Genomic DNA, 21,451 nt, shown 5'->3' with positions numbered 1-21,451 from the left:
AAGGCGAGCACGTTGTTGATCTGGTTCGGCTGGTCCGAGCGGCCGGTGGCGACCACGGCGGCGTACCTGCGTGCCTCTCGCGGATCCACCTCCGGGTCCGGGTTGGCCAGCGCGAAGACGATCGCGTCCTTGGCCATGGTGGCGATGTCCTCGCCGGTGAGCAGGTTCGGCGCGCTCACCCCGATGAACACGTCGGCGCCGCGCAGCGCGCCGGCCAGGTCGCCGGCGTAGTTCTCCTTGTTGGTGTTCTCGGCCAGCCACTGCCAGGCCGGGTTGAGGTCGGGCATCCCGCGGTGCAGGGCGCCCCGGCGGTCGGACGCGATGATGTCACCCACGCCCTGCCGGAGCAGCAGCTTCATGATCGCGGTGCCGGCCGCGCCGGCGCCCGAGACGACCACCCGGACGTCGCTGAGCTGCTTGCCCACCACGCGCAGCGCGTTGGTCAGCGCGGCCAGCACGCAGATCGCGGTGCCGTGCTGGTCGTCGTGGAAGACCGGGATGTCCAGCGCCTCGCGCAGCCGGGCCTCGATCTCGAAGCAGCGGGGTGCCGCGATGTCCTCCAGGTTGATCCCGCCGTACGCGGGCGCGATCGCCTTGACGATCGAGACGATTTCGTCGGTGTCCTGGGTGTCCAGCACCACGGGCCAGGCGTCGACCCCGCCGAAGCGCTTGAACAGCGCCGCCTTGCCCTCCATCACCGGCAGCGAGGCGGCCGGGCCGAGGTTGCCCAGGCCCAGCACCGCGGAGCCGTCGCTGACCACGGCCACGGTGTTGCGTTTGATGGTGAGCCGGCGGGCGTCGGCCGGGTTCTCGGCGATCGCCTGGCAGACCCGGGCCACCCCGGGCGTGTACGCGCGGGACAGCTCGTCGCGGTTGCGCAGCGCCACCTTCGAGCTGACCTCGATCTTGCCGCCGAGGTGCAGCAGGAAGGTCCGGTCGGAGACCTTGCGGACGTCCACCCCGTCGAGCTTGGTCAGCGCGTTCACCACCTGGTCGGCGTGGGTGGCGTCCGCGGTGTCGCAGGTGAGGTCGACGATCACGTGTGCGGGGTCGGAGTCGACCACGTCGAGGGCGGTGACGATCGCGCCGGCCTCACCGGCCGCGGTGGTCAGCCGGCCGATGGAGGAGGCGTCCGCGGGTACCGCGATCCGGATCGTGATCGAGAATCCGGCACTCGGCAGTCGGGTAATGGCCACGTGGAACTCCTCCGTCAGCGCTGAGCGGCTCGCCTGGCATTTCTACTCGCCCGCCCAGGTGGGCCGGTATCCGGGCTAGCTACCGGTTAGTAGCGCCACGGGCATATAGCGGGTGCGCCCGACGTTGGTACATGTCAGGATGCTCATGCGAACGGGAAATGCCCCGACCATAGACATAACGGACAGGAGTCGCGATTTGCGAGAGCAGGAGACCTACCCTCCCTTCGAGGACGACGAGCTCGATGCCACCACCGGCGAGTTCGAGCTGTCGGAGCGGCAGGCACTGCGGCGGGTCCCCGGCCTCTCCACTGAGCTCAGCGACATCACCGAGGTCGAATACCGCCAGCTCCGGCTGGAGCGGGTCGTCCTGGTGGGCGTCTGGACCGAGGGGACCCAGGACGACGCCGACAACAGCCTCACCGAGCTCGCGGCGCTGGCCGAGACGGCCGGCTCGCAGGTGCTCGAGGGGCTGATCCAGCGGCGCAACCGGCCCGACCCGGCCACGTACATCGGTCGCGGCAAGGTCGACGATCTGGGCGCCGTGGTGCTCGCCACCGGCGCCGACACGGTCATCTGCGACGGTGAGTTGTCCCCGTCGCAGCTGCGCAACCTGGAGCAGCGCACCAAGGTCAAGGTGGTCGACCGGACCGCCCTGATCCTCGACATCTTCGCCCAGCACGCCAAGAGCAAGGAGGGCAAGGCGCAGGTCGAGCTGGCCCAACTCGAATACCTGCTGCCGCGCCTGCGCGGTTGGGGCGAGACGCTGTCCCGGCAGACCGGTGGTAGCGGTCGGGGCGGTGGCGCCGGCGGCGGCGTGGGCCTGCGCGGTCCCGGTGAGACCAAGCTGGAGACCGACCGGCGGCGCATCCGGCACCGCATCGCGCGGCTGCGCCGCGAGATCAAGGGCATGGCGACGGTACGCCAGACGAAGCGCGCCCGGCGCACCCGCAACTCGGTGCCCGCGGTGGCCATCGCCGGCTACACCAACGCCGGCAAGTCCAGCCTGCTCAACCGCCTGACCGGGGCGGGCGTGCTGGTGGAGAACGCGCTGTTCGCCACCCTGGACCCGACCACCCGCCGGGCCACCACGTCCGACGGGCGGCTCTACACGCTCTCCGACACCGTCGGGTTCGTCCGGCACCTGCCGCACCAGATCGTCGAGGCGTTCCGCTCGACGCTCGAGGAGGTCGCCGACGCCGACCTGGTGGTGCACGTCGTCGACGGCACCCACCCGGACCCGGAAGAGCAGGTCCGCGCGGTTCGTGAGGTGCTCGCCGAGGTGGGCGCCGACCGGCTGCCGGAGCTGCTGGTGGTGAACAAGACCGACGCCGCCGACGAGGAGACCCTGCTGCGGCTCAAGCGGCTCTGGCCCGAGGCGGTCTTCGTCTCCGCGCACAGCGGGCGCGGGATCGACGGGCTGCGCGAGGCGGTCGAGCAGCGGCTGCCGCGGCCGGCCGTCGAGGTCCGGGCGGTGCTCCCGTACGACCGGGGTGACCTGGTGGCCCGGGTGCACCGGCAGGGCGAGGTGCTCAGCACGGCGCACCTGCCCGAGGGCACCCTGGTGCACGTGCGGGTCGGTCAGGCGCTCGCCGCGGAGCTGGCGCCGTACCGGGCGGGGGACCGGCTCACCACGGACGAGCGGGTGGGCGTCGGGGGCTGAGCCCTCCGGCGCGTCACCCGCCCGAAACGCGGGTCGTGCGACACTGGGCGGCATGCGGCACGCTGTCTCCTCGGTCACGATCGCGCTCAGCCTGGTCGGCGCTGTCGTGGCGCCGGCCGGGCTCGCCTCGGCGGCACCGACCGCGGCCCCCGCGCGGGCCGCGGTTCCCAAGAAGAAGTGCACCGTCGAGGACAAGCGACTGCGGGAGCTGTCCGGCCTGGTCGCCACCGCCACCGGCTACGTGGTGATCAACGATGGCACCGACGACGAGAGCCGCGAGCGGATCTTCTTCCTCGACACCAAGTGCGGGATCGCCAAGGAGCCGGTCCGATACCCGGATCCCGGGCCACGTGACACCGAGGACCTGGCCGTCGGCCCGGACAAGAAGACCCTCTGGATCGCCGACACCGGTGACAATGTCGACAGCAAGAGCCGGCGGGACCGGGTCGCGGTCTGGACGATGCCGCTGAACGGGTCCAAGAAGCCGGTGCTGCACCGGCTGACCTACCCGGGCAACGAGCCGCACGACGCCGAGGCGCTGCTGGTCGGCAACGACAGCCTGCCGCTGGTGATCACCAAGGAGCTGTCCGGCAAGTCGGAGATCTTCACCCCGACGGCGAAGCTGAAGCCCGGCGGCGACCCGGTGCCGATCGCGATGAAGAAGGTCGGCGAGGTCACCCTCCCCAAGACCAACACCGACAACAAGCTGGGCTCGCCGGGCCGGCTGCTGATCACCGGCGCGGCCCGTTCGCCCGACGGCAGCAAGGTGGTGCTGCGCACCTACGCCGACGCGTTCGAGTTCGACGTGACCGGTGGCGACATCGTCGGCGCCCTGGCCTCCGGCAAGCCGCGGGTCACCCCCCTCGCGGACCCGTTCGGTGAGGCCATCGCCTACACGCCGGACGGCAAGTCCTTCGTCACCGTCTCCGACGGCGGCCTGCTGGACGCCAGCGATCCGATCGACATCCTGAGCTACACGCCGGCCACCACCGGCGTCGAGGCGCTGCCCAACGTCGGCAAGGGTGGCCCGAAGCCGGCCGCCGAGAAGTCCTGGCTCGAAGGGCTCAGCCTCGACGAGATCACGTACCTGATCGCGGCCGTCGGCGTGCTCGGCGCGCTCCTGGTCGGCGCGGGCATCTTCGGCATCCTGCGGGCCCGGCGCAAGCCGGCGCCGCCCGCCGAGCCGACCGACCAGCGCGACGACGACTTCCCGGCCAATCCCGGCTTCGCGCCGCCGGTCAACCGGCCCGACGTCCCGCCCCGCGGCGGGGTCTACGGCGGCGGCCAGGGCGGGGTCTACGGCGGTGCGCCGGCCAACGGCGGCCGGCCCGGCGGCGGGGTCTACGGCGGTCAGCCCGGCGGCGCCCGTGGCGGCGGGGTGTACGGCGGTGGCCGCCCACCGGGCGGAGCCCAGCCGGGCGGCGGCCACGGCGGCAATCGGCCCGGCGGCGGCTACGGCGGGGGCCAGCAGGGTGGCGGCTACGGCGGGGGTAAGCAGGGTGGCGGCTACGGCGGCGGCCGGGGTGAGCCGCCGCGCCGCGAACCGGACTACCGGGATCCGCGCGGTGGCCGGCGCGACGGTGGCTACGGCGACCGGGGCCAGTACGGCCAGGTCCCCGGTGGCCGGGAGTACCGGGGCGACCGCTACTGAGACGAGAAAGGGGTGACCGCCGTCCCCGGCGGTCACCCCTTTCGTCGGCTCGTCAGATCCGGCGGAGCACGGCGACCACGCGACCCATGATGGTGGCGTCGTCACCGGGGATCGGGTCGAAGGCCGGGTTCTGCGGCATCAGCCAGACGTGCCCGTCGCGCCGCCGGTACGTCTTCACGGTCGCCTCGCCGTCAAGCATGGCGGCCACGATGTCGCCGGCCTCGGCGTTGGGCTGCTGGCGGACCACCACCCAGTCGCCGTCGCAGATCGCGGCGTCGAGCATCGAGTCGCCCTTGACCTGGAGCATGAAGACCTCACCCTCGCCCACCAGCTCGCGGGGGAGCGGGAAGATGTCCTCCACGGCCTGCTCGGCGAGGATCGGGCCACCGGCGGCGATCCGGCCGAGCATCGGCACGTACGCCGGGGTGGGCCGCTGAGCGCGGGCCGCCTCGTCGTCGACGTCGCCGGGGGAGCGGACGTCCACCGCGCGCGGCCGGTTCGGGTCGCGGCGCAGGAAGCCCTTCTTCTCCAGTTCCTTGAGCTGGTAGGCGACGCTGGACGGGGAGACCAGGCCGACCGCCTCGCCGATCTCCCGCACGCTCGGCGGGTAGCCGTGGCGCTCCACCCAGGTGCGGATGAACTCCAGGATCCGGCGCTGCCGCGCGGTGAGGTCGACCGTCGCGGGGTCGGGGAAGCTGCTGACCACCGGCGTGACCGGTCGTACGGCGGGCTGGGTGGCCCGGCTGCGCGCGGTGCGGGGTCGACGGGTCGCCGGCGGACCCGCCCCGTCGATCGGTTGCGGGTTCTTCTGCCGGCTGGCCCGGTCCTCGGTCACGTCCGTCCTCCCTGGTCGGCGCTGGGTGCCTCGTCGGCTCGTGGTGCGTGCTCAGGTGCGCTGCCGACCGGTCGGACGGAATCCGTCCCGCCCGGTCGTTGTTGACCGTATAGGTGAGATCGGTCATTTTCAAACATCTGTACGACCTGTTGTCGGCGTGTCGCGCCTAAATCCTGGATTTCCGAACGCCTGTTCTGATAAATGGTACGTCGCTCTCGTACGCATGTTCTATCGTCGCGTCCCGTGACCCCGGCGGCGGCCGGCCGTTGGGCCCCTCGGTGAGGTCGGCGACCCGGCGGCCCGGCGCGTGATTCTGATGACGCGCCGGACACGCCGACCAACTTGACCTCGCTAGTGCGACGGCATACGGTCGACCCCTAGATGTAGTGGTTACACGGGCGTAAGTCGCCTACAGGTTGGGTCCGGTTACCGACCGCACTCCCGTACGCCGATCCGGCGGGGGCCGTCGAGAGACGGCACCGCCGCGATCCCGCGTGCCCGGCGGCGGCCGGGGTGGCTCGCGAGTGAAGAAGGAGGTCAGGCGATGCGCTGTCCGTACTGCCGGCACGCCGACTCCCGGGTGGTCGACTCGCGGGAGGCCGACGACGGCCAGCTCATCCGGCGGCGGCGGTCCTGCCCTGAGTGCGGCAAGCGGTTCACCACCGTCGAGGAGGCGGTGCTCGCGGTGGTCAAGCGCAGCGGGGTGACCGAGCCGTTCAGCCGCACGAAGATCATCGGCGGGGTGCGCAAGGCGTGCCAGGGCCGGCCGGTCGACGACGACTCCATCGCGCTCCTGGCGCAGAAGGTCGAGGACACCGTCCGGGCCAAGGGGGCCGCCGAGATCCCCAGCCACGAGGTCGGGCTGGCCATCCTGGGCCCGCTGCGAGACCTGGACGAGGTGGCCTACCTGCGGTTCGCCAGCGTCTACCGCTCCTTCGACTCGCTCGCCGACTTCGAGCGCGAGATCGAGACGCTGCGGGCCGCCGCGCGCGCCCGGGAGGGCGCCGGGGCCGAGCCGGCCGAGGCCGGCCGGACCAGCTGAGTTTTCTGCGGATTTCTGACAGTTTGACGACGCGCGGTGGGTGACCGCGCTGACGAGGGGGGCGAGGGCGTGACGACCAGCAAGTCACGGAACAAGGCCGGGGCCGGGCTGAAGATCGAGCGGGTCTGGACGACCGAGGGGGTGCACCCCTACGACGAGGTCGCCTGGGAGCGCCGCGACGTCGTCATGACGAACTGGCGGGACGGCTCGATCAACTTCGAGCAGCGCGGGGTGGAGTTCCCCGAGTCCTGGTCGGTCAACGCGGCCAACATCGTGACCACCAAGTACTTCCGGGGCGCGGTGGGGACCCCGGAGCGGGAGTGGTCGCTCAAGCAGCTCATCGACCGGGTGGTCGACACCTACCGCACCGCCGGTGAGGAGTACGGCTACTTCGCCACCCCGGCCGACGCCGAGGTGTTCGCCCACGAGCTGACCTGGATGCTGCTGCACCAGGTGTTCAGCTTCAACTCGCCGGTCTGGTTCAACGTCGGCACGCCGTCCCCGCAGCAGGTCAGCGCCTGCTTCATCCTGGCCGTCGACGACTCCATGGACTCGATCCTCGACTGGTACAAGGAGGAGGGGCTGATCTTCAAGGGCGGCTCCGGCTCCGGCGTCAACCTGTCCCGGATCCGCTCCTCCCGGGAGCTGCTCTCCTCCGGCGGCAACGCCTCCGGCCCGGTCAGCTTCATGCGCGGCGCGGACGCCTCCGCCGGCACCATCAAGTCCGGCGGGGCCACCCGGCGCGCGGCGAAGATGGTCATCCTCGACGTGGACCACCCGGACATCCAGGAGTTCGTGGTCACCAAGGCGCGCGAGGAGGACAAGATCCGCGCGCTGCGCGACGCCGGGTTCGACATGGACCTGGGCGGCGCCGACATCGTCAGCGTGCAGTACCAGAACGCCAACAACTCGGTCCGTGTCTCCGACGAGTTCATGACCGCGGTGGAGAACGGCGGCGGCTTCGACCTGCGCGGCCGGCTCGACGGCCAGACCATCGAGACGATCGACGCCAAGAACCTGTTCCGCAGCATCGCCCAGGCCGCCTGGGAGTGCGCCGACCCCGGCCTGCAGTACGACGACACCATCAACGACTGGCACACCTGCCCGGAGACCGGGCGGATCACCGCGTCGAACCCCTGCTCGGAGTACCTGCACCTGGACAACTCCTCGTGCAACCTGGCCTCGCTGAACCTGATGAAGTTCATGCGCGCCGACGGTGGCTTCGAGGTGGAGAAGTTCGTCAAGTCGGTCGAGTTCGTCATCACCGCGATGGACATCTCGATCTGCTTCGCCGACTTCCCGACCGAGAAGATCGGCGAGACCACCCGCGCCTACCGGCAGCTCGGCATCGGGTACGCCAACCTGGGCGCGCTGCTGATGGCCTCCGGCCTGCCGTACGACTCGGTGCAGGGCCGGGAGGTCGCCGCCGCGATCACCTCGCTGATGACCGGCACGGCGTACCGCCGCTCGGCCGAGCTGGCCGGCATCGTCGGCGCGTACGACGGCTACGCCCGCAACGCCGAGGGGCACAAGCGGGTGATGCGCAAGCACGCCGCCGCCAACGACGCGATCAAGCCGACCGGCACGGTGGCCACCGCCATCCAGCGCGAGGCCACCAAGCAGTGGACCCTCGGCAACAAGGTCGGTGACAAGTTCGGCTGGCGGAACTCGCAGGCCAGCGTGCTCGCCCCGACCGGCACCATCGGCCTGATGATGGACTGCGACACCACCGGCGTCGAGCCGGACCTGGCCCTGGTCAAGTTCAAGAAGCTGGTCGGCGGCGGCTCGATGCAGATCGTCAACCAGACCGTGCCGCGCGCCCTGCGCAGCCTCGGTTACCCGGAGGAGCAGGTCGAGGCGATCGTCGAGCACATCGCCGACCACGGCCACGTGGTGGACGCCCCCGGCCTGAAGCCGGAGCACTACCCGGTCTTCGACTGCGCCATGGGCGAGCGCTCGATCGCGCCGATGGGGCACGTGCGGATGATGGCGGCCGTCCAGCCGTTCATCTCCGGTGCCATCTCCAAGACGGTCAACATGCCGGAGCAGGCGACCGTCGAGGACGTCGAGAAGATCTACTTCGAGGGCTGGAAGCTCGGCCTCAAGGCCCTGGCGATCTACCGGGACAACTGCAAGGTCGGCCAGCCGCTGTCGGTGGCCAAGCCGAACAAGGCCACTGCCGAGACCCAGGCCCCGGCCGCCGAGGTCGAGAAGGTCGTGGAGAAGGTCGTCGAGTACCGGCCGGTGCGCAAGCGGCTGCCGAAGAAGCGGCCGTCGGAGACCATCTCCTTCTCGGTCGGCGGCGCCGAGGGCTACCTCACCGCCTCGTCGTACCCGGACGACGGCCTCGGCGAGGTCTTCCTCAAGATGTCGAAGCAGGGTTCGACCCTGGCCGGCGTGATGGACGCCTTCTCGGTGGCCATCTCCATCGGTCTCCAGTACGGCGTCCCGCTGGAGACGTACGTCAGCAAGTTCACCAACATGCGCTTCGAGCCGGCCGGCATGACCGACGACCCGGACGTGCGGATGGCGGCCTCGGTGATGGACTACATCTTCCGTCGCCTGGCCCTGGACTTCCTGCCGTACGAGCGCCGCGCGGAGCTGGGCATCTTCACCGCCAAGGAGCGGGCCGCCCAGCTCGCGGCCGAGGCGGAGGCGGAGGCGAGCGGTGCGGACCTCACCGCGATGGCCGCCTCCGCCCCGGTCGAAGCGCCCGAGCCGAAGGCGGTCGCCCAGCCGAAGCAGGAGCTGGCCGAGGTGGCCGCCGTCAAGCCGGCGCCGTCGGTCGGTTCCAGCACCGAGCTGCTGGAGGCCGTGATCGGCAAGGCCGCGGACGCGCCGCTCTGCTTCACCTGCGGTACGAAGATGCGCCCGGCCGGTAGCTGCTACGTCTGCGAGGGCTGCGGCTCGACCAGCGGCTGCAGCTGACGGAGGCCCGTTCGCGAGCGCGGCAGGGCTTCCCTGCCGCGCTCGCGGCGTTTCCACCAGTGCCCGTAGGGTCGCCCGCGACGAGGGCCAGGAGGGCCTGGTGCGAGCGGATGAGTTCCGGGACGGCCGCGGGTGCGACGGGTACCTGTACAGCCGACTGCGGAGCGACCCGCCGCCCCGGTGTCCGCCGGAGGTCGGAGCGGGGCCTGCCCAAGGTGGCCCGGTCCCCGCTACCGACTTGATGTCGCAGCCGATTCATCGACGTCGTCGCCGGAGCGACCCGCCGCCCCGGTAGCCGCTGGAGGTCGGAGCGGGGCCTGCCCACGGTGGCCCGGTCCCCGCTACCGACTTGATGTCGCAGCCGATTCATCGACGTCGTCGCCGGCAGCCGAGTCGTCTGCGACATCAAGCCGGTAGTGCCCGGACCGAGGGTTGGCTCCCCATCACGTGCGCCTCGGCCTTGTCAGGGCAGCGAGTCCGCGAAGAGCGGATGAGAAGGTCTTCGGGACCCTGGCCAAGGGTGAGTGAGCCCCTGCCCGACCGGGCAGGGGCTCGTCGTTTCTCCGCTTGTGGAGGTCCCGGTCACCGGTCCTCGGTGCCGTCAGTCGGGCGCGGCGGGCGGTTGTGCCGCGCCCACTCGTCCACCTCGTCGGCGTCCCAGACGGTCATCCCGATCAAGCGGGCGACGGGCTCGGGAAAGCCCGGTCTGCGGGTGATTTGCAGGACCCGCTGCCGCGACACGCCGAACACCGAGGCCAACTCGCCGGGTCCGTACAAGCGTGGTCGCTTCACGGCTCGAACGTAAGCGCATCCTGCCCTGTACAATTGTCACTTACAGATCGTCAACCCCTGCGGGGGGATGCGACGTAGGGGATGGAGGGAGGACGGATGCCAAAGCGGGTGTCGTACGACGACTACCTGCTTGCGGTCGCGCTGACGTTGGACCGCCGGCACCGCCCGGTGTGGTCGTGGCGGCTGTGGCGCCGGACCTGCCGCTGCGGCGCGGAGTTGCCCTGCCGCGCCCGGCACCGCATCCCGATCCGACGCGGCCACTGGCCGGGGGAGGAGCAGGCGTGATCGAGCGTCAGGCCCAGCAGATCCTGTCCGTGCACCCGCCCGGCGTCGAAGGCCTCTGCGTCGGCTGCCGGTGGTGGTGGGCGCGGCTGGCTCCGTACCCCTGTTATCAGGCCGAATGGGCCTGCCGCTGGCGTGCTCGCGCCGCCACCCGGCACTTCGTGGACGGCCTGGCGTGACCACGCACGGACCGGTGCTGCCGATGTGGAGCTGCGGCGGCTGCGGCGGTCCGTGGCCCTGCGCGACCCGGCGCCACGAACTGCGGGCGGAGTTCGCGGGTACGCCGGTCTCGCTGGCCCTCTACATGGGCTCCTACCTGGTGTGGGCGGCCGAGGACCTGACCTGGGTGCCGGCCGGGCTGCTGCACCGGCGGTTTCTGGGGTGGGTGCGGTGAGCGTCATCCGGCGCGGCGACGAGCGGTTCCATTACCGCGACGGATCGCACCGGTGGATTCCGCCGGACCCTGACCACGACCAGGAGGTCTGGGACGAGATGGTCCGGCAGCACAAGGGTCAGCACCTGGCGGAGATCTCGGCTCGGCGGAAACCGCGGGAGCGTACCTAGACTGCCGGCACGCGGCTTAGATGGCCGTGCCGGGTGGCGACTTCAGGAGCGACGCGACCTCCGGCGGGTAGCCGCCGCGGCCCTCGCGCAGCGCGCTGGCGGCGATCCGGATCAGGTCGATGTTGACCCCTGCGGCGCCACTCGGGTCGTGCACCTTCAGCCGGAGGTCCAGGCTCACCGCCGTACCGCCCCACCCCTGCGCCTCGACGTTGATGTGGGCGATCTTCTGCGACCCCAGGTGCGGGAGGTAACCGAGCGGAGCGATCTGCACCTGGTCGGTCCCGAGAGCGTTCAGTTTGGACCGTCCCTTGGTGTTCGGGTTCTCCACCAGGTTGCGGAAGTCCTCGGTACCGCCCAGGTTGACCTGGTAGGAGCTGGTCAGGGTGACGCCGCGTTCCTGGAGCAGCCGCAGCAACGCGTGGTGCACCACCGACGTACCGAACTGGCTGGCCAGGTCATCGCCGAGCAGCGGCAGGCCGGCGTCCGTGAACCGCCGGAGCAGGGACGGGTCCCGGGCGACCGCGTCCGACGTGGTGTTGACGAAAGCCACTTCCGCCCGCAGCGCCGCCTCCGCGTACGCCCGGGCGGTGTCCGGCCGGCCGCTCGGCGCCGAGTACAGCAGCACGTCCGCCCCGGTCAGGGCCTGCGCCACCCGCTCGACCTCCGTCGAGTCCACGAGGCCACGCTGCACCCGCACGCCGGACGGCGGCAGGTCGACGTCGAGGCGGGGAAAGTTGTTCGGCGGTACGAAGATCGCCTCGTGCAGGTCCCGGCCCACCTTGCCGTCCGAGCGGGCGAACGCCGCGACGACCTCGACGTCGGCCACGCCCAGCCCCGCTATTTCGGGCCGGTGGATGCCCACCAGGCTGCCGGTCGCCCGGTAGAAGGCGATTCCCTGCACCAGTGCGGAGGTGTTGTTGCCAACACCGACAACAGCGACCTTCACCTTTTCGATCATGGGCACGAGGGTAACCGGGTGTTCGTCTCCACAAGCCCCTGCCAACGGCGGAAGGCCAGCCGAACCGGTGGAAGCGGGCGCGCCTGCCTGCGCGGGGCCGGGTCCCGGCGGGCTGCCGCGCCAGCAACGGAACCTGGCGGACATGACGGGTCGGCGGACACCGCGAGAGGGTTCATAGACTGCCGGCATGGTGACCGCGCCACCCGTCGTGCCGGAGTTCGGCCGGGAGTTGGGCGCGCTCGCCTGGGTCACCGACCTCCTGGTCGCCGGGTCACTGGCCACCGACGACTACCGTCCCGGCGTCAGCGACCTCGACCTGGTGGCGCTGACCGACGGTCCGGTCGACGCACCCCGGCAGGACGCCCTCGCGGCCCTGCACCGCCGCCTCGACGCGGGGGCCGGCGCGGGCCTCAAGCTGGGCTGCGTGTACGTCGACGCCGCGACCGTCGCCGACGTTCAGATCCCGCATCCGACCTGGACGCACGGCCTGCTCGTGCGGCGCATCCTCTCCGGGATCACGCGGGCGGAGCTGGTGCGGCACGGGTACGCCATCTTCGGCCGCCCGCCCCGCGACGTCCTTCCCCCGATGAGCGACGACGACGTACGGGCCGCCGCTCGCGCCGAGCTGACCGGCTACTGGGCCTGGGCGGCCCGGCGTCCGTGGCTCTGGCTGGACCCCGCGCTGGCCGACCTGGGGCTCACCTCGATGGCGCGGGGCCGACACGCGCTGCGCCACGGTGACCTGCTCACCAAGACCCGGGCCGTCGAACAGGCGCACGCCCCGGCCTGGCTGGTCGCGCAACTGCGGGCCCGACGCCGGGGGGAACAGGTCTCGTCGCCGCGCATCCGCACCGCCCTGATCGCCTGGCGGGACGCCCGCCGCACCGTGGCCACCGCCCGCCACCCCGACCGTGCCTGAGCCCTCCCACCGGGTCTGACCGCTCGCCGGGACCGATCCTTCCCTTTGAACCGGGCCTGACCCCTCTCACCGGGCCGACCACCCGCCGAACCGGGCCCGACCCTCACCGGGCCAACCAGCCCTCGAACCGGGCCTGACCCTCTCACCGGGCCGACCAGCCTTCGAACCGGGCCTGCCCTCTCCCGCCAAGCGGGCCGGGCCACTCCACGCAGCCGCGTCTGGCGTCTTCACGCAACCGGGCCTGGTGCCCCTCGGGGATGAGCCGCGCCTCCCGGCCGGCCGACCGGTTCTCGGTCAGCCCGCTCTTGCGCAGTAGCCGCCGGTCGATCAGCTCGGTGCCCAGGCTGGATCCCCATGGAACCGGGCCTGGCATCTCCGATGCAATCGGAGCACGTGCTTGTCCGCTCATCGATGTCTCAGAAGTTGAGAGATGGCGTCCACGGGACGGACGGGGCGTCGATCTTGGTGAGAAAAGGCCCCCATAGGGGCCGTTTCCTTCCAAGATCTCCGGGCGCGGGCGCGGGCGCGGGCGCGGGCTCGGGTGCGGGTGTGGGCGGGTGGGTAGGCCTGGGCGAGGCGCACAGGTGGGGATGTGGACGTGGGCGAGGCTCTCCGGGCACCGCGCGTGGGTGCGGACGCGGGAGGCGGGGCACGGCGCGTGGGGCGGGCACGGCTGACCTGAGCCCGGCAGGGCGAGCTGCGTCCGCGTCCGGGACGCCGCGCGCGCCGCCCGCCGCAACGACACGGGTGCGGGCGAGGGTGCGGGGCCGTGGCAGGCGAGGGGTGTCGAGGCGCGGTGAAGGTCACCACGGTCGGGGCGGTCGGTGTCGGTGTCGGGCTGGGATGCTGGGGAGCATGTCGACCACCGAGGCCTACACCCGGTTCGCCGCCCGGGAGGTTCGGGGCGTGTCGCCCACGTACGAGCGGTTGGCGTTGGCGGTCGCCGACGATGCGGAGCTGCTCGCCCGGCTCGGCACGCTGCCACCGGCCAAGCGGCAGCCCAACCTGCTCTTCGGGGCGGTCCGGCTGCTCGGCGGACCGGTCGGGGATCCGGCGGCGTTCCACGAGTTCGTGGTGGCGCACTGGCCGGCGGTCGAGGCCGAGATGAGGGCCCGGGCGACCCAGACCAACGAGGCCGGGCGGTGCGCCGTACTCCTGCCGGTGCTGGCGTCGCTGCCACAGCCGCTCGCCCTGCTGGAGGTCGGTGCCTCCGCCGGTCTCTGTCTCTACCCCGACCGGTACGGCTACCGCTACGGCGAACATCTGCTCGACGGCGCTCCGGTGCTCGACTGCGTGCTCACCGGCGCCACCCCACCGCAGCGCCGGCCCGAGGTGGTGTGGCGGGCCGGGCTCGACCTGAACCCGCTCGACGTCACCGATCCGTCCGACGTCGCCTGGCTGGACGCGTTGATCTGGCCGGAGCACGCGCACCGGCGGGACCGGCTGCGGGCGGCGGCTGCCGTGGCCGCGGCCGATCCGCCGCTGCTCGTCCGGGGTGACCTGGTGGACGATCTGCCGGCGCTGGCCGCGCAGGCGCCGCCCGACGCCACCCTGGTGGTGTTCCACACCTCGGTGCTCTACCAGGTGCCGAAGCCCCGGCGGGACGCGTTCGTCGAGCTGGTCCGAGGGCTGCCCGGACACTGGATCGCGAACGAGGCCCCGGACGTGTTGGGCCACGCCGGGCTGCCGGCGCCGCCGTCCGACGCCCACTACAACGTGCTGGCGCTGGACGGGACGCCGCTCGCCTGGACCGGAGGCCACGGACAGGCGATCACCTGGTTCGCGTGACCCCGTCCGGTGGCGGTGCGCGTCCAACCCACTCCCTGCTGCGCCGACCTGCCCCGCCCGCCGTACCGTGCAGTCGAGCCCGCGCCCCCACGCTGTTGATCGTCCGACACGGCACAACGGCCACAACAACCTCATGATCAACGAGTGTCGGCGGCGGTGACCTCGTTGAGGCGGGCGGTGAGATGGGCGCGTTCGGTTTCGTTGTCCACCAGGTCGAGCGCCGTGCGGTAGGCCGTGGCCGCCTCCTCCGTGCGGTTCAGGCGGCGCAGCAGGTCGGCGCGGATCGCCGGGAGGTAAGGGTAGCCGGCCAACCGGGGGTCGGTCGCCAGGGCGTCGACCTCGGCGAGGGCCGCCGCCGGACCGTCCACCATCGACACCGCCACCGCCCGGTTCAGTGCGACCACCGGCGACGGCCAGCGCTTCCGCAGCTCGTCGTAGAGGCGGACGATCTGCGGCCAGTCGGTCGCGGCGTAGCTGGGGGCGACCGCGTGCAGCGAGGCGATGGCGGCCTGGAGGGCGTACCGGCCGACCCGCCCGGTCCGGAACGCCCCGAGGACCAGGTCGTTGCCCTCGGCGATGGCCGCCCGGTCCCAGCGCGAGCGGTCCTGCTCGGCCAGCACCAGCAGCCGCCCGGCCCCGTCGGTGCGGGTGGCCCGGCGGGCGTCGGTGAGCAGCAGCAGCGCCAGCAGCCCGCGTACCTCCGGCTCGTCGGGCATCAGGGCCAGCAGCATCCGGGTCAGGTGCACCGCCCGCTCGACCAGGTCGACGCGGACCAGGTCGGCCCCGGTCGGCGCGGTGTGGCCGGTGGTGAAGAGCAGGTGGATCACGGTGAGCACCGCGTCCAGCCGCTCGGGCAGCTCGGCGGCCTCCGGCACCCGGTACGGGATCCGCGCCGCCGCGATCTTCTTCTTCGCCCGGGTGACCCGGGCGGCCATGGTCGGCTCGGAGACCAGGAACGCCCGGGCGATGTCACCCGTGCTCACCCCGCAGACCAGCCGCAGGGTCAGCGCCACCTGGGCATCCCGGGCCAGCGCCGGATGGCAGCAGGTGAAGACCAGACGCAGCCGGTCATCGGGCACCGCGTCCTCGCCGGGCTCGTCGGGCACCTCGACCGCCACCGGCTCGACCAGCAGCGGCAGCTTCGACCGGAACACCTTGTCGCGGCGCAGCACGTCGAGGGCCTTGCGCTTCGCCGTGGCGGTCAACCAGGCGGCGGGCTTGGCGGGTACGCCGTCGCGCGCCCACGCCGCGAGCGCGGCCAGGTACGCGTCCTGCACGCACTCCTCGGCGACGTCGAGGTCGCCGGCGACGCGCGCCGTCGCGGCGAGCACGAAGGCCCACTCGCGACGGTGCGCGTCCGCCACGGCCCGCTCGGCGGTGACGGCCCGCTCGGCGGTCACGCCGCGCTCCGCGACGACGTCGGGTTCGCCGGCGGGGTCGCTCACTCGGCCGGTGGCTGGAAGAGCGGCCGGACCTCGACCCCGCCGTCGGTGGTGGCCGGGTTCGCCTTGGCGATCTTCAGGGCCACGTCCAGGTCGGGCGCCTCCAGGATGAAGAACCCGGCGACGACCTCCTTGGCCTCGATGAACGGGCCGTCGGTGACCACGTCGCCGCGGATCGCCGTGGCGGTGGTGCTGGGCTGGAGCGCGAAGCCCGTGACGATCTGCCCGCCCAGCTCGGCGACCTGGTCCCCGTACCGCTCCAGCAGAGCCAGGTAGTCGGGGGTCATCTGCATCGGGTCGGCGGGCGCGGGCGAGTAGACGAGGACTGCGTACTGGGCCATCGGATTCTCCTTGAGGTTGTCGTTTCCCTCTTCTGCCTCACCGACGGACGGGTCGGGCCGGATTCGACAGCGGTGCGCAAAAATCTTGCCGGTTTTCAGTCGACCGCGAAGTCCCGCATCCGGCGCGTCGTGGGCGTCGGCCCGGCGGACCGTGGTCACATCCGTTCATGCCCGGTGGGCGGCCGGGGGTTCACGACGCCCGGTCCGCTAGTGTCCATGATCAACCTGGTATCCGGAGGAAGAAACCCCGTGCACGTCGCTCTCTACACCCTCGGCGGCACCATCGCCATGGCCGGGACCGGGGCGCAGGGCGTGGTCAGCCGGCTCACCGGCGCCGACCTCACCGCCGCCGTACCCGGGCTCGCCGGGATCCCGCTCGACGTGCGCGACGTCGAGGCGGTGCCCAGCGCCGCCCTGGCGTACCGGCAGATCCTGGACCTGGTCGACGCCGCCGGCGCGGCCGTCACCGGCGGCGCGACGGGCGTGGTGGTCACCCAGGGCACCGACACGCTGGAGGAGACCGCGTTCCTGGCCGACCTGGTCTGGCCGCACCCGGCGCCGCTGGTGCTCACCGGCGCCATGCGCAACCCCACCCTCGCCGGGCCGGACGGCCCGGCCAACCTGCTCGCCGCCGTCCGGGTCGCCGCCGCGCCGGCCGCGCGGGACCTCGGCGTGCTGGTCGCGGTCAACGACGAGATCCACGCCGCCCGGTTCGTCCGCAAGACCCACAGCACCAGTACGGCCACCTTCGCCTCGCCCAACGCCGGGCCGCTCGGCCACGTGATCGAGGGAGAGGTACGCCTGCTCACCCGGCCGTCCCGGCACGCCCCGTTGCCGCCGGTGGACGCCGACCGGCTCGCCACCACCCGGGTGGCGCTGCACACCGTCACCCTCGACGACGACCCGGCGCTGCTCGACCGGCTCGTCGTCGACCTCGACGGCCTGGTGGTGGCCGGCTTCGGGGTCGGGCACGTGCCGCCCGCGTTCGCCCCGGTACTCGGCGCGCTCGCCGAACGGATCCCGGTGGTGCTGACCTCGCGCACCGGGGCCGGGTCGGTGCTGCGGCACACCTACGGCGCGGTCGGCTCGGAGACCGACCTGGGCCGGCGCGGCCTGATCCGGGGCGGGCTGCTCGACCCGTACAAGGCGAAGGTGCTGCTGCGGATGCTGCTGGCCGGGGGAGCGGACCGGGCGGCGGTCGCGGCGGCCTTCGCCCGGCACGGCTGAGTCGTCTCCGTAAACTCGGCCGGTGACCGGAGAGCGACGACCCCTGGCGGACCGGCCGCTGACCGAGCCGCACCCGTCCCGGCTCTCGCCGGAACACCCCGGCCGGGCGCGGATCCTGGCCGTGCACGCCGCCGCCCTCACCGCCGGGGAGGCCGGCTACCTCGACCCGGCAACCGGCCTGTTCGTGCTCACCGCCGGCTTCCTGGCCCGCCGGGGCACCTGCTGCGGTCGCGGCTGCCGGCACTGCCCGTACGTGACGGACTGACGGCCCCGGGTCTTCCGCGCCGGCACGGTTGCCCGTACGGTGTCCGACGGACATCCGGTGGGCACCCCCCGCCGACAACCGCGGAGGTCTCCCACGTGCACGCCAGGACCGGGCTCGCCGCTGTCGCCGTACTGCTGACCGCCGGCTGCGCGGCGGAGGCCCCGCGGGTGGCGATGCCGGCGGCGGAACCGGCCACGGTCGAGATGGCGGCGGCCTCGTCGGGCGGCGCCTGCCGGCTGCTCGACTTCTCGGTGATCGCCAAGCACACCGGCGGGAAGTTCGACGTGGCCGCCGCGGTGGACAAGGGCGACACGCACGCCTGCGTGGTACGCGCCGAGCGGGCCCTGCTGCCGGAGTTGACCCTGACCGTCACCGACACCTCGATCGACACCTCGGGCTTCACCATGGACGTGCTGCCCCGGGGCGCGAAGAAGGTCACCAAGCTGGGAAAGATCGCCTACCGGCAGACCCTGCCGAAGGCCGGCCGGGCCGGCCCGGCGGCCGAGGTGGGCTGGCTCGCCACCGAGGGGCGACTGGTCACCCTGCGGTGGACCGGCCCGCACGGCGGCACGGCGGCGCAGGCGGAGAAGATGGCCGCGCGGCTGGTCGCCCTGGCCCAGGCGCTGGACACCCGCAAGTTCTGACCGCCGGCTCAGCGAACCGCCGGATCAGCGAGCCGGTCGGAAACCGTCGGGTCAGTGGGCGGCGACGAACACCCGGGAGGCCACCTCGCGGGGCAGCCGGACCCGGTCACCGGAGCGGTCGATGGACACCCCGTCGCGCTCCTGGGCCACGGTGACCGTGGCGCCCGGGTCGACGCCGGCCGCGTGCAACTGCCGCAGCACGTCCGCGTCGGTCTGCACGCTCTCGCAGATCCGCCGCACCACGACCTGGCCGGAGAGCCCCGGGAAGGCCAGGTTCCGCTCGCCCTCCGCCGGCTCGGTCTCCGGCTGACCGGCCTCGCCCAGCTCCTCCAGCCCGGGGATCGGGTTGCCGTACGGCGAGCGGGTCGGGCGGTTCAGCAGGTCGTAGACCCGCTTCTCCACCGCGTCGCTCATCACGTGCTCCCACCGGCAGGCCTCCTCGTGGGCCTCCTCGTAGGGCATCCCGATCACATTGACCAGCAGCAGCTCGGCAAGCCGGTGCTTGCGCATCACCGAGACCGCGGAGCTGCGCCCCTGCGGCGTGAGCGTCAGGTGCCGGTCGCCCTCGACGGTGAGCAGGCCGTCGCGTTCCATCCGGGCGACGGTCTGGCTGACGGTGGGGCCACTCTGCTTGAGCCGCTCGGCGATCCGGGCACGCAGCGGCGGCACCCCCTCCTCTTCCAGCTCGAGGATGGTGCGCAGGTACATCTCGGTGGTGTCAACAAGGTCGTGCTTCACGATCAGTGGCCTCCCAGCGATCGATGCTACCCCGGACCACCGACGATCGACCGCCGCCGAACCGCGAGGTCGCTGCCCGGATGGTGTTGACTGGACCGCATGTCCGGAACCGCTGACCTGCTGGTCGAGCCCGACCGGCTCGCCGCCGAGCTCGACCACGCCGACCCGCCCGTCCTGCTCGACGTCCGCTGGCGGCTGGCCGGGCCGCCCGGCCGCGACGACTACCGCGCCGGGCACCTGCCCGGCGCCGTCTTCGTCGACCTCGACACCGAGCTGTGCGGCCCGCCCGGCCCTGCCGGGCGGCACCCGCTGCCCGACCCGGCGGCCCTGCAGGCCGCGCTGCGGGCCGCCGGCGTCCGCGCGGGTCACCCCGTGGTGGTGTACGACGGCGGCGACGGCATGGCCGCCGCCCGCGCCTGGTGGACGCTGCGCTGGGCGGGTCACCGGCCGGTCCGGGTGCTGCACGGCGGCTTTCCCGCCTGGGTCGCCGCCGGCCGGCCCGTCTCCACCGAGGCGCCCGCCCCGACACCGGGAGACGTCACCGTCGCGCCGGGCGCGCTGCCGGTGCTCGACGCCGCCGAGGCCGCCCGGCTGGCCGCCGCCGACGCCGGGGTGCTGCTGGACGTGCGGGCGGCCCCGCGCTACCGGGGCGAGACCGAGCCGGTCGACCCGGTGGCCGGCCACGTGCCGGGGGCGGTCAACCTGCCCGCCCCCGAGTACGTCACCGACGGCCGGTTCCCCGCAGTCGGGGCGCTGCGCGACAGGTTCACCGCCGCCGGGGTGGCCGGGGACACACCGGTCGGGGCGTACTGCGGCTCCGGGGTGACCGCCGCGCAGGCCGTGCTGGCCCTGCACCTCGCCGGCCGCCCGGACGCCGCGCTGTACGTCGGGTCGTGGAGCAACTGGGTGGCCGACCCGGACCGGCCGGTGGCCACCGGCGCGACACCGCCGCCCTGACCAGCGCGGGCGGCGGGTACCCGTGCGACCATGGCGGTATGGCCGACGACACCGTGGTGGTCTGGGACGAGGCCCTGCTCGCCTACGACATGGGTGACCATCCGCTGGACCCGGTCCGGGTCGAGCTGACCATGGCGCTCGCCCGCGACCTCGGGGTGCTCGACCGGCCCGGGGTGCGGCTGGTCAAGCCGGAGCCCGCCGACGACGCGCTGCTGACCCGGGTGCACGACCCCCGTTACCTGGACGCGGTACGCGCCGCGCCCCGCGATCCGCTCTTCGCCGGCTTCGGCCTGGGCACCTCCGACAATCCGGTCTTCGACGGGATGCACGAGGCCAGCGCGCTGATCGCCGGGGCCAGCGTGGCCGCCGCTGAGGCGGTGTGGCGGGGCGAGGCCCGCCGGGCGGTCAACGTGGCCGGCGGGCTGCACCACGCCATGCCGGCCCGGGCCTCCGGGTTCTGCGTCTACAACGACCCGGCGGTGGCCATCGCCCGCCTGCTCGACCTCGGCGCGGAACGGATCGCGTACGTGGACGTGGACGTGCACCACGGCGACGGCGTGCAGGAGATCTTCTACCGGGATCCGCGGGTGCTCACGATCAGCCTGCACGAGACGCCGCTGGCGCTCTTCCCCGGCACCGGGTTCCCGGACGAGACCGGCGGGCCGGGCGCCGAGGGCAGCGCGGTGAACCTGCCGCTCCCGCCGGGCATCGGGGACGCCGGCTGGCAGCGCGCCTTCCACGCCGTCGTGCCGTCGGTGCTGCGCGCGTTCCGGCCGCAGCTCCTGGTCACCCAGTGCGGGGCCGACGGGCACCGGCTGGACCCCCTGGCCGACCTGCACCTCTCCGTCGACGGGCAGCGCGCCACCTACCTGGCCCTGCGGGCGCTCGCCGACGAGCTGTGCGAGGGGCGCTGGGTGGCCACCGGCGGTGGTGGGTACGCCCTGGTCGAGGTGGTGCCCCGGGCGTGGACTCACCTGCTCGCGGTGGCCACCGGCGAGCCGGTCGACCCGGCCACCCTCACCCCGCCGGGCTGGCGGGAGCTGGCCGCGCAGCGCCGGCCCGGGCGCGAGATCCCGCTGCGGATGACCGACGACGTCGACCCGGCGTACGAGCCGTGGCAACCCAACGGCGAGCCGGACGCGGTGGGGCGGGCCGTGGCGGCCACCCGCCGGGCCGTCTTCCCGCTGCTCGGGCTCGACCCGCACGACCCCCGCGACTGACC

At 72.9% G+C, this 21,451-nt stretch carries 21 protein-coding genes; 14 read left to right on the top strand and 7 right to left on the bottom strand.

Annotated features, from left to right (window positions below):
- Positions 1-1,196: NAD-dependent malic enzyme (locus tag LQ51_RS02770; protein ID WP_046563038.1), on the bottom strand; the 1,196-nt coding region annotated here is incomplete at its 3' end.
- A gap of 196 nt (positions 1,197-1,392) precedes the next feature.
- Between LQ51_RS02770 and hflX the strand changes: the two genes are divergently transcribed.
- Complete coding sequence (gene hflX, locus LQ51_RS02765) at positions 1,393-2,856, top strand: GTPase HflX (protein WP_046563037.1); 1,464 nt, start codon at positions 1,393-1,395, stop codon at positions 2,854-2,856.
- A gap of 52 nt (positions 2,857-2,908) precedes the next feature.
- Positions 2,909-4,507, top strand: a complete 1,599-nt coding sequence (locus LQ51_RS02760; protein ID WP_046563036.1) for a hypothetical protein — start codon at positions 2,909-2,911, stop codon at positions 4,505-4,507.
- A 52-nt stretch (positions 4,508-4,559) separates the two neighbouring features.
- Here LQ51_RS02760 and lexA read toward each other — a convergent pair whose 3' ends face one another.
- Positions 4,560-5,342, bottom strand: coding sequence for a transcriptional repressor LexA (gene lexA, locus LQ51_RS02755; RefSeq protein WP_046563035.1), 783 nt, complete (start codon positions 5,340-5,342; stop codon positions 4,560-4,562).
- Between the two features lie 544 nt (positions 5,343-5,886).
- On the opposite strand from lexA, the gene nrdR reads away from it, so the two are divergent.
- Positions 5,887-6,384: a transcriptional regulator NrdR gene (gene nrdR, locus LQ51_RS02750; RefSeq protein WP_046563034.1), complete on the top strand. Its 498-nt coding sequence runs from the start codon at positions 5,887-5,889 to the stop codon at positions 6,382-6,384.
- 36 nt (positions 6,385-6,420) lie between these two features.
- The gene (locus LQ51_RS02745; protein WP_046563033.1) at positions 6,421-9,312 is read left to right on the top strand and encodes a vitamin B12-dependent ribonucleotide reductase; all 2,892 of its coding nucleotides are present in this window, start codon (positions 6,421-6,423) and stop codon (positions 9,310-9,312) included.
- A gap of 582 nt (positions 9,313-9,894) precedes the next feature.
- Here LQ51_RS02745 and LQ51_RS02740 read toward each other — a convergent pair.
- A complete protein-coding gene (locus tag LQ51_RS02740; RefSeq protein WP_046563032.1) occupies positions 9,895-10,104 on the bottom strand; it encodes a helix-turn-helix transcriptional regulator in 210 nt (69 codons plus the stop codon).
- A gap of 96 nt (positions 10,105-10,200) precedes the next feature.
- Here LQ51_RS02740 and LQ51_RS02735 point away from each other — a divergent pair, with 96 nt between their 5' ends.
- Genes LQ51_RS02735 through LQ51_RS02725 form a run of 3 tightly spaced genes read left to right on the top strand, consistent with a single transcriptional unit; the run spans position 10,201 to position 10,780 of the window.
- Positions 10,201-10,389, top strand: coding sequence for a hypothetical protein (locus LQ51_RS02735; protein WP_046563031.1), 189 nt, complete (start codon positions 10,201-10,203; stop codon positions 10,387-10,389).
- Positions 10,386-10,565, top strand: coding sequence for a hypothetical protein (locus LQ51_RS02730; RefSeq protein ID WP_046563030.1), 180 nt, complete (start codon positions 10,386-10,388; stop codon positions 10,563-10,565). The genes LQ51_RS02735 and LQ51_RS02730 overlap by 4 nt, the downstream gene beginning before the upstream one ends.
- A complete protein-coding gene (locus tag LQ51_RS02725) occupies positions 10,562-10,780 on the top strand; it encodes a hypothetical protein (protein WP_046563029.1) in 219 nt (72 codons plus the stop codon). The genes LQ51_RS02730 and LQ51_RS02725 overlap by 4 nt, the downstream gene beginning before the upstream one ends.
- 186 nt (positions 10,781-10,966) lie before the next feature.
- Here the strand turns inward: LQ51_RS02725 and LQ51_RS02715 are convergent, their stop codons facing one another.
- Positions 10,967-11,908, bottom strand: coding sequence for an inositol-3-phosphate synthase (locus LQ51_RS02715; protein WP_046563027.1), 942 nt, complete (start codon positions 11,906-11,908; stop codon positions 10,967-10,969).
- Between the two features lie 187 nt (positions 11,909-12,095).
- Here LQ51_RS02715 and LQ51_RS02710 point away from each other — a divergent pair, with 187 nt between their 5' ends.
- Both LQ51_RS02710 and LQ51_RS02705 read left to right on the top strand, forming a co-directional pair.
- Positions 12,096-12,827, top strand: a complete 732-nt coding sequence (locus tag LQ51_RS02710) for a nucleotidyltransferase domain-containing protein (RefSeq protein ID WP_046563026.1) — start codon at positions 12,096-12,098, stop codon at positions 12,825-12,827.
- Positions 12,828-13,682: 855 nt separating this feature from the next.
- Positions 13,683-14,615: a DUF2332 domain-containing protein gene (locus tag LQ51_RS02705; RefSeq protein ID WP_046563025.1), complete on the top strand. Its 933-nt coding sequence runs from the start codon at positions 13,683-13,685 to the stop codon at positions 14,613-14,615.
- A 137-nt stretch (positions 14,616-14,752) separates the two neighbouring features.
- On the opposite strand, the gene LQ51_RS02700 is transcribed toward LQ51_RS02705, so the two are convergent.
- Positions 14,753-15,946, bottom strand: a complete 1,194-nt coding sequence (locus tag LQ51_RS02700) for an RNA polymerase sigma factor (RefSeq protein ID WP_046563042.1) — start codon at positions 15,944-15,946, stop codon at positions 14,753-14,755.
- Positions 15,947-16,056: 110 nt separating this feature from the next.
- A complete protein-coding gene (locus LQ51_RS02695; RefSeq protein ID WP_046563024.1) occupies positions 16,057-16,398 on the bottom strand; it encodes a YciI family protein in 342 nt (113 codons plus the stop codon).
- Positions 16,399-16,647: 249 nt separating this feature from the next.
- Between LQ51_RS02695 and LQ51_RS02690 the strand changes: the two genes are divergently transcribed.
- The 3 genes from LQ51_RS02690 to LQ51_RS02680 all read left to right on the top strand — a co-directional run bounded on the left by LQ51_RS02690 (position 16,648) and on the right by LQ51_RS02680 (position 18,534).
- The gene (locus LQ51_RS02690) at positions 16,648-17,625 is read left to right on the top strand and encodes an asparaginase (protein WP_255352187.1); all 978 of its coding nucleotides are present in this window, start codon (positions 16,648-16,650) and stop codon (positions 17,623-17,625) included.
- Between the two features lie 22 nt (positions 17,626-17,647).
- Positions 17,648-17,890, top strand: coding sequence for a DUF5522 domain-containing protein (locus LQ51_RS02685; protein ID WP_046563022.1), 243 nt, complete (start codon positions 17,648-17,650; stop codon positions 17,888-17,890).
- 95 nt (positions 17,891-17,985) lie between these two features.
- The gene (locus LQ51_RS02680; RefSeq protein ID WP_046563021.1) at positions 17,986-18,534 is read left to right on the top strand and encodes a hypothetical protein; all 549 of its coding nucleotides are present in this window, start codon (positions 17,986-17,988) and stop codon (positions 18,532-18,534) included.
- A gap of 51 nt (positions 18,535-18,585) precedes the next feature.
- Here the strand turns inward: LQ51_RS02680 and LQ51_RS02675 are convergent, their stop codons facing one another.
- Positions 18,586-19,275, bottom strand: a complete 690-nt coding sequence (locus tag LQ51_RS02675) for a metal-dependent transcriptional regulator (protein WP_369799815.1) — start codon at positions 19,273-19,275, stop codon at positions 18,586-18,588.
- A gap of 96 nt (positions 19,276-19,371) precedes the next feature.
- Here LQ51_RS02675 and LQ51_RS02670 point away from each other — a divergent pair, with 96 nt between their 5' ends.
- Positions 19,372-20,229: a sulfurtransferase gene (locus LQ51_RS02670; protein WP_046563020.1), complete on the top strand. Its 858-nt coding sequence runs from the start codon at positions 19,372-19,374 to the stop codon at positions 20,227-20,229.
- A gap of 38 nt (positions 20,230-20,267) precedes the next feature.
- On the top strand, positions 20,268-21,449 hold the full coding sequence (locus tag LQ51_RS02665; protein WP_046563040.1) for an acetoin utilization protein AcuC: 1,182 nt from the start codon (positions 20,268-20,270) through the stop codon (positions 21,447-21,449).
- The last annotated feature ends 2 nt before the right edge of the window (positions 21,450-21,451 follow it).

The sequence above is a fragment of the Micromonospora sp. HK10 genome, from assembly GCF_000982955.1.
Lineage (GTDB): Bacteria > Actinomycetota > Actinomycetes > Mycobacteriales > Micromonosporaceae > Micromonospora.
Note: the sequence above shows the minus strand (reverse complement) of the source record. Positions and strands in the feature narration are given on the sequence as shown.